The 11,896-nt window shown below is 69.3% G+C and carries 5 protein-coding genes; all 5 read right to left on the reverse strand.

Features of this window, described 5'->3' with window-relative positions; all coding sequences use genetic code 11:
* Positions 1-297: 297 nt before the first annotated feature.
* Entirely contained in the window at positions 298-786 is a 489-nt protein-coding gene (locus VF092_03700; protein ID HEX6746396.1) for a hypothetical protein, read from the reverse strand.
* 143 nt (positions 787-929) lie between these two features.
* Complete coding sequence (rpoC, locus tag VF092_03705; protein HEX6746397.1) at positions 930-5,183, reverse strand: DNA-directed RNA polymerase subunit beta'; 4,254 nt, start codon at positions 5,181-5,183, stop codon at positions 930-932.
* 160 nt (positions 5,184-5,343) lie between these two features.
* Positions 5,344-10,671: a hypothetical protein gene (locus tag VF092_03710; GenBank protein HEX6746398.1), complete on the reverse strand. Its 5,328-nt coding sequence runs from the start codon at positions 10,669-10,671 to the stop codon at positions 5,344-5,346.
* Between the two features lie 236 nt (positions 10,672-10,907).
* A complete protein-coding gene (gene rplL / locus VF092_03715) occupies positions 10,908-11,297 on the reverse strand; it encodes a 50S ribosomal protein L7/L12 (protein HEX6746399.1) in 390 nt (129 codons plus the stop codon).
* 74 nt (positions 11,298-11,371) lie between these two features.
* A partial coding sequence (rplJ, locus tag VF092_03720; protein ID HEX6746400.1) for a 50S ribosomal protein L10 occupies positions 11,372-11,896 on the reverse strand: 525 nt, incomplete at its 5' end.

Genomic DNA, 11,896 nt, shown 5'->3' on the forward strand with positions numbered 1-11,896 from the left:
CGCGTCTGGACACGGCCCCGATCGTCGCGCTCGCCCTCGACCAGCTGGAGGTAGCGGGCGTCGGGGCCGCGCTTGCGGGGTGAGACGACCTCGCGCAGGTACATGTGCAACAGGATAGGTGCATGCCTGTTGCTGAGTCAACGCACATCAAAAATCCGTGTACAACAGAAAATCGATGAATCCAGTGTTTTGAGCGCGAAAAACCCAGGATTGGCGCCAATCCTGGGTCTCGCATGTAGCCGGAACTGTCGAACGCCTGCTGCGTGAGCCAATTCTTTTCTGTCTTTCTCCGCGCGCTTACAGCGCGACGCGCAGCTGCCGCCGCTGGATCCACAGCGCGTTGACCGCCGACAGCGCGAACGCGATCGGGTAGGCGACGGCCATGAACAGCACGGACCCCGCGAACCCGCCGTCCCAGTGCCCGGTGCGCTGCATGTAGTCGATGCGCGCGTCGCCGATCGCCACCCACTGCAGGTACGAGTAGAAGACGAACAGCGCCAGCGGCAGCCAGAGCAGCGCCGTCCGCTTCCACCCGATGTACCCGTGGCGGAGCGTCGCCCGGTCGGCCAGGTAGAGCAGCCGCAGGCAGGCGACGTACTTCCCCCAGCCGATGATCTGGTACGCAATGTCGGCGCCCTTCAGGTCGCCCTCGGAGTACGTCGAGCCGGAGAGCGTGGTCACGCCGAACCCCGCCAGCAGCACCGCGCCAACGGTGAACAGGAGCGCCGCGAGCACGAACTCGCGCGGGTTCTCGGAGAGCGTCCTGCGCAGGGAGAGGCGTCGCATGGGGCGGGACTGGAGAGGGAGATCGGGTGGGACGGCAGATGAAATATAGCAGCCGGGCTTCATCTCCAAAGATGCTGGACGAAGCGAGCGGCCCCGGGGCGTGATGCCCCGGGGCCGCTCGTCTACCGAAACCCAGGCCGGCGTCAGGCCGGGATCACCGTCGCCTCGTCGGCGGCCGCGATCTCGGGGCGGGCGCTGGCGGCGGGGCCGAACCCGCCGTCGTCGCTCGCCTCCACCTCCTCCGGCTCCTCGGGCCCGAACTCCACGTCCTGGTACCGGTAGATGCCGGTGCCCGCCGGGATCAGGTGCCCGATGATGATGTTCTCCTTCAGCCCCTGCAGGTTGTCGCGCGCGCCGCGGATGGCGGCGTCGGTCAGCACCCGCGTGGTCTCCTGGAAGCTGGCCGCGGAGATGAACGACTGCGTGGTCAGCGAGGCCTTGGTGATGCCGAGCAGCAGCGGCTCGGACGTCGCCGGCTTCTTCCCGCCGTTCAGCGCCTCCTGGTTGGTGTCCAGGAACACCGTGCGGTCGATGGTCTCGCCCTCCAGGAACTCCGTGTCGCCCGGCTCCATGATCCGGACCTTCTGGAGCATCTGGCGGATGATCACGCCGATGTGCTTGTCGTTGATCTTCACGCCCTGCAGGCGGTAGACCTCCTGCACCTCGTTCAGCAGGTACTGCTGCACCGCCGCCGGACCCTTGATCCGCAGGATGTCGTGCGGGTTCACCGGACCCTCCGACAGGCGGTCGCCGGCGCGCACGAAGTCGCCCTCGTGCACGCGCAGGTGCTTGCCCACCGGCACCTCGTACACCCGCTCGTTCCCCGTGTCGGGGATCACGATCACCTCGCGCTTGCCGCGCTTGATGTCGCCGAAGCGCACGGTGCCGTCGACCTCGGTGATCACCGCCGGGTCCTTGGGCCGGCGCGCCTCGAACAGCTCGGCGATGCGCGGCAGGCCGCCGGTGATGTCGCGCGTCTTGTACGCCTCGCGCGCGATCTTGGCCAGCGTGGCGCCGGGCTCGATGGCCTCGGCGTCGCGCACGGTCAGCTGCGCGCCCACGGGCACGATGAACTCGCGCAGCTTCACGCCGTTGGCGTCGACGATCTCGATCATCGGGTGCAGCTTCTTGCTGCGGTCCTCGATGATCACCATCTGGCGCCGCCCCGTGCTCTCGTCCAGCTCCTCGCGCACCGTGGCCTCGTCGACGATGTCGATGAAGCGCACCGTGCCGCCGAAGTCGGCCACGATCGGCTCGGAGTACGGGTCCCACGAGAACAGCGTGTCGCCCACGGCGATCTTGTCGCCGTCGTGCACGGCGATGGTGGCGCCGTACGGCACCGCCAGCCGGCTGCGCACCGCGCCCTCGGCGGTGCGCATGATGATCTCGCCCTCGCGCGAGGTGACGATGCGCGTGCCGTCCGGCGTGGTGACGGTGGTGATGCGGTCGAACTGCGCCACGCCCTCCACCTTGCTCTTCCGCACCGTGGTGGCGGCGATGCGCGCCGCCGTGCCGCCGATGTGGAAGGTGCGCAGCGTCAGCTGCGTCCCCGGCTCGCCGATCGACTGCGCGGCCAGGATGCCCACGGCCTCGCCCGGGTCCACGATCCCCATCGTCGCGAGATTGCGGCCGTAGCACTTCACGCACAGCCCGCGACGGCTCTCGCAGGTCAGCACCGAGCGGATCTTCACCGACTGGATGCCGGCATCCTCGATCTGGTCGGCGATCTCCTCGTCGATCAGCTTCCCGGCCTCCACGATCAGCTCGCCGTCGATCGGGTCGAACACGTCGTCGGCCGCCACCGAGCCCACGATGCGGTCCTTCAGCGGCTCCACCACGTCCTCGCCCTCCTTCAGGGCGGAGACCTCGAGGCCCAGGATCGTCCCGCAGTCCTCCTCGGTGATGGTCACGTCCTGCGCCACGTCCACCAGTCGCCGCGTCAGGTACCCGGCGTCCGCCGTCTTCAGCGCCGTGTCCGCGAGACCCTTACGGGCGCCGTGCGTGGAGATGAAGTACTCCAGCACGGTGAGCCCCTCGCGGAAGTTCGACTTGATCGGGCTCTCGATGATCTCGCCGATGCCGCCGGTGAGCTTCTTCTGCGGCTTGGCCATCAGGCCGCGCATCCCGGCCAGCTGCCGCATCTGGTCGCGGCTGCCGCGGGCCCCCGAGTTCATCATCATGTACACGGGGTTGAACCCGCCGCGGCTGCGCCGGAGGCGGTCGACCATGGCGTCGGCCACGTCGTTGTTGGCGTGCGTCCAGGTGTCGATCACCTTGTTGTAGCGCTCGCCGTTGGAGATCACGCCGTTGTTGTACGCGCGGGTGAAGCGCGTGACGTCGTCCTCGGCCTCGCGGAGGATCTGGTCCTTCTCCGCGGGGATCTCCATGTCCTCGATCCCCACCGACACGCCGCCCAGGGTGCTGTAGCGGAACCCGAACGCCTTCAGGTCGTCCAGGAACACCACCGTCGTGGCCAGCCCCACCTCGCGGTAGGCGGTGAAGATGATGTCGCCCAGCTCCTTCTTCCCCATGGTGCGGTTCCAGTACCCCAGCCGGGGCGGCACCACGGAGTTGAAGATCACCCGCCCCGGGGTGGTCTTGATCCAGGCGGCCCTGCGCTCCTCGCCCTCCTCCATCTCCGCCTCGGGGCGCGGATCGGTGAAGTAGTAGATGGGCGAGTGGTAGCCCACGGCCTTGTGGGCCAGCGCCATCTCCACCTCGGCCACGCTGCCGAAGCGGCGGACGACCTTGCTCAGGTCGCGCTCCTGCGGCGCCTTCTGCTGCTCGGCCAGGTCGGCCTCGAAGGTGGCCTGGTGGCGCGCCGTCTCGTGCGTCAGCCAGTAGCACCCGATCACGATGTCCTGGCTGGGCGCCGCGATGGGCCGGCCGTTGGACGGGAGCAGGATGTTGTTCGACGACAGCATCAGCACCCGCGCCTCGAGCTGCGCCTCGAACGACAGCGGCACGTGCACGGCCATCTGGTCGCCGTCGAAGTCGGCGTTGAAGGCCGCGCACACCAGCGGGTGGATGCGGATGGCCTTCCCCTCGACCAGCACCGGCTCGAACGCCTGGATCCCCAGGCGGTGCAGCGTGGGCGCGCGGTTCAGCAGCACGGGGTGGTCGCGGATGATGTCCTCGAGCACCTCGTACACGCGCGGGTCGTCGCGCTCCACGATCTTCTTGGCGCGCTTGACCGTCTCGGCCTCGCCGCGCTTCTCGAGCTCGTGGATGATGAACGGCTTGAACAGCTCCACCGCCATCGCCTTGGGGAGGCCGCACTGGTGCAGCCGCAGCTCCGGCCCGACGACGATCACCGAGCGCCCCGAGTAGTCCACGCGCTTGCCGAGGAGGTTCTGGCGGAAGCGCCCCTGCTTCCCCTTCAGCATGTCGCTGAGCGACTTCAGCGGGCGCTTGCCGCGGCCGCGGATGGCCTTGCTGCGCCGGCCGTTGTCGAACAGCGCGTCCACGGCCTCCTGCAGCATGCGCTTCTCGTTGCGCAGGATGACCTCGGGGGCGCGCATCTCCATCAGCTTCTTCAGCCGGTTGTTCCGGTTGATGACGCGCCGGTAGAGGTCGTTCAGGTCCGACGTGGCGAAGCGGCCGCCGTCGAGCGGCACCAGCGGGCGCAGGTCGGGGGGGATGACCGGGATCACGTCCATGATCATCCACTCCGGCTTGTTGCGCTCGCCGGCGGTGTCGCCCGAGTTTCGGATGGCGTCGATCACCTTCAGCCGCTTCAGCACCATCTTCTTGCGGTGCTGGCTGGTCTCGCCCGCCACCTGCGCGCGCAGCGTCTCCGCGAGCGACTCCACGTCGATCTGGCGCAGGAGGTTGCGCACCGCGTCGGCGCCGATCTCGGCGCGGAACTCGGCATCGCCCTCCTCGCGGGCCTTCTCGCGCAGCGCCAGGTACTCGTCCTCGTCGAGGACCTGGCTGTGCTTCACGTCTTGGCTGCCCACGGCGGTGACGACGTACGCGGCGTAGTAGATGACCTTCTCCAGGTCGCGCAGCGTCATCCCCAGCAGGTAGCCCATCTGGCTGGGAAGCGTCTTGAACATCCAGATGTGCGCCACCGGCACGGCCAGCTCGATGTGCCCCATCCGCTCGCGGCGGACCTTGGAGAGAGTCACCTCGACGCCGCACTTGTCGCAGACGTGGCCGCGGAAGCGGATGCGCTTGAACTTGCCGCAGTGGCACTCCCAGTCCTTCACCGGACCGAAGATGCGCTCGCAGAACAGGCCGTCGCGCTCGGGCTTGAACGAGCGGTAGTTGATGGTCTCCGGCTTGGTGACCTCGCCGAAGCTCCAGGAGCGGATCTCCTCGGGGGAGGCCAGCTTCACCTGGATGTAGTTGAAGTCCTGAGACCGGGTCTCGCGGCCGCGGGGAAAGTCGATCATGGTCCCCTTGCTGTATCGGGTGTTCCGCCGGCGGTCGGCCGCCGGCGGTCAATCGTAGCTATCGAGTCAAGGCCGAACTGCGAAGTCCTGGGTCCCAAGTCCTAAGTCCTAAGTTGAACAGCAGTTACTTAGGACTTAGGACTCAGGACTTAGGACTTCCTCAGTTCCCCAGCGTCACGCTGATCCCCAGCGCCTGCAGCTCCTTCACGAGCACGTTGAAGCTCTCGGGAAGGCCGGGCTCCGGAAGGTTCTCGCCCTTCACGATGGCCTCGTACACGCGCGAGCGGCCGTTCACGTCGTCGCTCTTCACCGTCAGGATCTCCTGCAGCGTGTGCGCGGCGCCGTACGCCTCCAGCGCCCACACCTCCATCTCGCCGAAGCGCTGGCCGCCGAACTGCGCCTTGCCGGCCAGCGGCTGCTGCGTGACCAGCGAGTACGGGCCGATGGAGCGCGCGTGGATCTTGTCGTCCACCAGGTGGCTCAGCTTCAGCATGTAGATGGCCCCGATCGTCACCGGGCTCTCGAACGTGTTGCCGCTGCGCCCGTCGCGCATCCACACCTTGCCGCCGGGGGTCAGCCCGGCCGCCGCCATGTGCTCCTCGAGCGCGGCGTTCACCAGCGTGTCGCCGGCCTTCGCCTTCCCGCCCGCGGCCGCCAGCGCCGCCGCCGCCGGGTAGAGCGTCTCGAAGTCGCCCTCCCGCATCTCGGCCACCTCGCGCGCGGCGGCAACCAGGTACTCGACCAGCGGCGTGAGCTTCGCCCGCACCTCGGCGGGCACGCCGTCGCCCACCAGCAGGCGGTCGATGGGCCGGCCGATGCCGGTCTCGGGCCGCGGCTCGGGCTCGCCCGACTCCTCCAGCGCGTGCGCCGCGTGGGCGATGGCGCGGACGTCGTCGACCGTGAACGCCGGCGGCTGCGCGGTGACCCCGAGCGCACGGCCCGCCCAGGTCACGCCCGCGAGGCGGATCAGCACGCCGATCTCGTCCTCGCTCGCCCCCTGGAACACCGCGGTCTTGCTCTCGAAGCCCAGCACGCGCGACGCCCAGCCGAGGTGCGTCTCGAGGATCTGCCCCACGTTCATGCGGCTGGGCACGCCCAGCGGGTTGAGGCAGACGTCCACCGGGGTGCCGTCCGGCATCACCGGCATGTCCTCGTCGGGAACGATGCGGGCGATGATGCCCTTGTTCCCGTGGCGCCCGGCCATCTTGTCGCCCACGGAGATCTTGCGCTTCTCCGCCAGGTACACCTTCACCAGCTGCACGACGCCCGGAGGCAGCTCGTCGGGCTGGAAGACCTTGTCGATCTGGTTCTCGGTCTTCTGGCGCACCCGCTCGATGCGGCGCTTGCTCTCGTCGATCAGGCGGCGGAGCTGCTCGTTGGTCGGCCGGTCGGTCACCTTGAGCGTGGTGAGGTCCACCTCGCCCAGGTCCAGCGCGTCCACGATCTCGTCCGTCAGCACGGTGCCCTCGTTGAAGTAGGGCTCCACCGTCCCCTTCTTCAGGAAGAGGGCGGCCTCCTTGCCGCGGATCAGCTCCTTGACCTCCTCGTCGCGCGCCTCGCCGATGCGCTGGATCTCGTTGCGCTCGAAGGTGCGCAGCTCGCCGATCTTCTGCCCGCGCTCCTTCTCCAGGATCGGGTCGTCGATGCGGCGCGAGAAGATCTTCACGTCGATCACCGTCCCCTCCACACCGGGCGGGACCTTGAGCGACGAATCCTTCACGTCCTTGGCCTTCTCGCCGAAGATCGCGGTCAGCAGCTTCTCCTCGGGCGAGAGCTCGGTCTCGCCCTTCGGCGTGATCTTGCCCACCAGGATGTCGCCGGCCTTCACCCGCGCGCCGATGCGCACCACGCCCCGCTCGTCGAGGTCCACGAGGGACTCCTCGGCCACGTTCGGGATCTCGCGCGTGATCTCCTCCATCCCGCGCTTGGTGTCGCGCACCTGCAGCTCCAGCTCCTGGATGTGGATCGACGTGTACACGTCGTCGCGCACCAGGCGCTCGCTGAGGATGATGGCGTCCTCGAAGTTGTTGCCGTACCAGGGCATGAACGCCACCAGCAGGTTCCGTCCCAGGGCCAGCTCGCCGCCGTCGGTGCTCGCGCCGTCGGCCAGGACGTCGCCCTTCTTCACCTGCTGCCCGACGTAGACCAGCGGACGCTGGTTCAGCGCTGTGTCCTGGTTGGTGCGCCAGTACTTCTTCATCCGGTAGCGGTCGAACTGCGCCAGGCGCCGCAGCGGCTCGTCGCCGGTCGCGCCCTCGCCGCCCGCGTCCACCACGATGTGGTCGGCGGTCACTTCCTTCACCACGCCGCCGCGACGCGCGACGACCACGGCTCCGGAGTCAACGGCGATGACCTGCTCCAGCCCGGTCCCGACGAGCGGGGCCTCGGGGAAGAGGAGCGGCACCGCCTGGCGCTGCATGTTCGAGCCCATGAGGGCGCGGTTGGCGTCGTCGTGCTCCAGGAACGGGATCAGCGCCGCGGCGATCGACACCAGCTGGTCGGGCGCCACGTCCATGAAGTCGATCTCGTCCGGGCGCAGCAGGGGGAAGTCGCCCCGCTCGCGGCAGAGGATGAACTCGTTGACGAAGGTGTTCTCCCCCGTCAGCGGCGCGTTCGCCTGCGCGATGCGCGCGTTCTCTTCCTCGTTCGCCGACAGCCACGCGGTGATCCGCGTCACCACCGGGGTCACGTGCACCACCGGCACCTTCGTCCCCACCGGCACGCGGCCCACGTCGCCCTCGGGCGAGAGCGCGGCCACGCCGGTCACGAAGTCCAGCCCCACCTCGTCGGGCGTGTCGCCGAAGTCCGCCTCGGCGAGGCCCTCCATCTGCCGCGCGTGGATCGCGTCCACCACCTCGGCGGTGAGCACCGTCCCCGGCACCGCCAGCACCGCGGCCGCCTTCGGCGCGAACACGCGCACCGGCAGCGACGCCGGGTTGCGAATGGCCTCGGGGGCCACGCCGCGCGCGGCCGCGCCGGCGCGGCGCGACACCACGCGGACCAGGTTCACCGGCTGCGCAGAGATGCGGTCGGCCAGCTCCTCGGTCACGCGCTCGCCGCGGCGGGCCAGGACGGGGAGGGTGGCGAAGGCCGCGTCCCACTCGGTCTGCGGGATCTCGCCCGCCAGCATCCGCGGGAAGAGCGAGGTCCAGTCGAGCACGTCCTCGGCCAGCTCGGCGCCCACGATCATGGCGCGGAACACCTCGCGGCCGCGGGCCTCGTCGACCTCCTCGCCCTTCTTGGCGAACACCTTGGAGCGCTCGCCCAGGACCAGGCGGACCGCGTCGTCCAGCTTCACGGTCGACGGATACTTCACCACCGCGCGCACCACCTTGCGGTAGGGCGTCTCGATGAAGCCCAGGTCGTTGATCCGCGAGTACGTGGTCAGCGAGTTGATCAGCCCGATGTTCGGACCTTCCGGCGTCTCGATCGGGCACATGCGCCCGTAGTGCGAGTAGTGCACGTCGCGCACCTCGAAGCCGGCGCGCTCGCGGGTCAGGCCGCCCGGCCCCAGCGCGGAGAGACGCCGCTTGTGCGTCATCTCGGCCAGGGGGTTGGTCTGGTCCATGAACTGCGACAGCTGCGACGATCCGAAGAACTGCTGGATCACCGCCGAGACCGTGCGCGCGTTGACCAGGTCGTCGATGTTGATCTTGTCGGGGTCCGACACGATCGACATGCGCTCGCGCACCAGCCGCGCCATGCGGCTGAGGCCCACGGAGAACTGGTTGGCGATCAGCTCGCCCACCGAGCGAACGCGGCGGTTCCCCAGGTGGTCGATGTCGTCGGTGTAGCCGCGCCCCTCGTGCAGCTCCACCAGGTTGTAGAGGATCGCCAGCACGTCCTGCGCGGTCAGCGCCGTCATCCCCGCGGGGGGCACGGCGAAGTGCAGCGAGCGGAAGGCGTCGCCCAGCCGCTGGTTGATCTTGTAGCGGCCGACACGACCGAGGTCGTACCGCTTGTTGAGCGTCTCCTCCAGGTACTCGCTGTAGTCGCTGCGCGCGGTCGCCGAGCCGCCGTCCGCCAGGTCGCCGGAGACCACCAGCGAAGCGCGCGGCTGGAAGAGCAGGCGCCACACCTGGGTGTAGACCTGGACGACGCGGTTCAGCTCGTACACCAGCACCCGCGACGGGCGCGCGGTCTTCTCCGCCCGCTCCTCGCGGAAGTTCTCCCACACGTAGCGGATGCCGCGCTCCTGCGCGAAGCGCAGCATGCGCTCCTCGGCGGTGCGCTGCGCCTCGCGCGAGTTGGGGTCGGCCGAGGCGCTGTCGCGCTCGTTCCAGGCGCGGAGGAAGTCGGCCACGTGCATGATGCCGTCGCCGGCCTCGAAGTACTCGTCCTCGGTCCACACGTCGGGCGCCGGGGCCGTCCCCGGGCGCACCAGGTTGTGGATGGCGAAGAGCGAGTCGAGCGTCCCCCGCGTGGGGTCCTTGCCGAGCGTGGCGCGGAGCGACGTCCCCGTCTGCCCCTGCGGGCGGAAGAGCTGCACGCTCTCCACGCCGGCGCGCGTCAGCCGGCCGACGACCTCGGCGTTCACCTCGTCGCCCGCGCGCGCCAGCAGCGCCGACGCGATCACGGGAAGCGTGTACACGCCGCCCTCGGTGAGCGTGCGGTAGGCGTCGGGCGTCAGCCGCGCGCCGCGCTCGAACACCTCGCCCGTTCCGGGGACCACCGCGTCGCGGTAGAACCGCGGGCCCTCGGGCCCCAGGATGGCGGGATCGGGCACGTCGGCGGCCAGGAAGCCGTGGAACACCTCGCCGCGGCGCCCCTCGCGCGTCCCCTCGCCGGCGAGCGACGACAGCGCCACGCTCTCGCGGTTGAAGAACACGCCCAGGATGTCGGCGTCGCGCGAGTACCCCACCGCGCGCAGCAGCGCCGTGGCGGGGAACTTCTTCTTCTTGTCGATGTGCACCGCCACCACGTCGTGGATGTCGATGGTGAACTCGACCCACGAGCCGCGGAACGGGATGATGCGGGCGCTGAACAGCTTGCTCCCGTTGGGGTGCGTGGTCTCCTCGAACACCACGCCGGGAGAGCGGTGGAGCTGCGAGACGATCACGCGCTCCGCGCCGTTGATGATGAACGTGCCCAGGGGGGTCAGCACCGGCAGGTCCCCCAGGTACACTTCCTTTTCGATGATGTCCTTCGGACGGCGCTCGTCCCCGATGTCCTCCCACACCACCAGCCGGAGCGTCGCCTTGAGCGGAGCCGCGTACGTCATGTCGCGCTCCATGCACTCCTCCATGTCGTACTTCGGCTCGCCCAGGGCGTAGCGGACGTACTCCAGGGAGAAGTTCCCGTTGACGTCGGAGATGGGGAAGATCTCGTTGAACACACGCTCCAGCCCGACGTCCTCGCGCTCGCGCGCGGCCGCGTCGGTCTGCAGCAGCGTTTCGAACGCGCGCAGCTGAACGTCCAGCAGGTTGGGATGCTCCATCCCCGCCGTCAGCTTGGCGAACGAGACGATCGGCTTGTTTACGGTTGCCAAGTGGGTCTCCCTCTTCGAGCGCGTGGAACCGGACCGGAAAGCGCAAACGACCCCGACCGGAAGCCCCGGCGGGGTGACGTGCCGTCCGTGATCTATGTAAGAGGCCGCGTGGGCGCCATCATTTACCTTCGGGCTGAAGTTGGACCGGCATGGGGCGCCGCGCTGGCCGGAGCGGCTTCGGGCGCCCGCCGCGCGCGGCCTCTCCGGGGGAGAGGCCGCCCGCGGCAGCCGTCCGACTACTTCAGCTCGACCGACGCGCCCTGCTCCTCGAGCTTGGCCTTGATCTGGTTGGCCTCCTCCTTCGACACGCCCTCCTTCACCGGCTTGGGCGCGCCGTCGACCAGGTCCTTGGCCTCCTTCAGCCCCAGGCCGGTGATCTCGCGGACCACCTTGATGACCTGGATCTTCTTCTCGCCGGCGCCCTGCAGCACGACGGTGAACTCCGTCTGCTCCTCGGCGGCCGGGGCGGCGGCGCCGCCGCCGGCGGCCGGCGCGGCGGCCATCGCCACGGGGGCGGCCGCGGTCACGCCGAACTTCTCCTCGAACGCCTTCACGAAGTCGGCCAGCTCGAGGACGGTCATGTTGCCGATCGCGTCGAGCAGCTCGTCACGGGTAAGCGTAGCCATTTCAGCGGGCTCCTTCTTCTAGACGGTACGTGGTTCGGAAAACCGGGTTGTCGTTGGTGCGGCGCTCGGCGGCCTCAGGCCCCGGCGCCCTCCTTCTGCTGCCGCAGCGCGTCGACCGCGCGGGCGAAGCCCGCCAGCAGCTGGCTCATCCCGCCCGCCAGGCGCGCCATGGGCGCCTGCAGCCCGCCGGCGATCTGCGCCAGCAGGACCTCGCGGGGAGGCATGTCGGCCAGCTTCTTCACCTGGTCGGCGTTCACCTCGCGGCGCTCCACCACCCCCACCTTCACGGCCGGCCGGTCGCCGAACTCGCGGGCGAAGTCGGTCAGCGCCTTGGCCGCGGCCACCGCGTCGTCGCGGCCGATCACCAGGCCGGTGGGGCCGGTGAAGAACGCGGCCACGTCGGGCACGTCGAGCCCCTGCAGCGCGCGCTGGGCCAGCGTGTTCTTCACCACGACGTACTCCACCCCCTGCTTGCGCAGGCGGGCGCGGAACTGCGTCATCTGCTTGACGTTCAGCCCCGTGAAATCCGTCAGGTAGAACGCGCTGGCGCCTTCCAGCTTCTGCTTGAGCTCGCCGATGAACTCGTCCTTGTCGCTTCT

Source organism: Longimicrobium sp., from assembly GCA_036377595.1.
Lineage (GTDB): Bacteria > Gemmatimonadota > Gemmatimonadetes > Longimicrobiales > Longimicrobiaceae > Longimicrobium.

What these genes read in the sequence shown, in the direction of transcription:
- VF092_03700 (HEX6746396.1), bottom strand. Translation starts at nt 786, where the DNA reads ATGCGACGCCTCTCCCTGCGCAGGACGCTCTCCGAGAACCCGCGCGAG.
- rpoC (HEX6746397.1), bottom strand. Translation starts at nt 5,183, where the DNA reads ATGATCGACTTTCCCCGCGGCCGCGAGACCCGGTCTCAGGACTTCAAC.
- rplL (HEX6746399.1), bottom strand. Translation starts at nt 11,297, where the DNA reads ATGGCTACGCTTACCCGTGACGAGCTGCTCGACGCGATCGGCAACATG.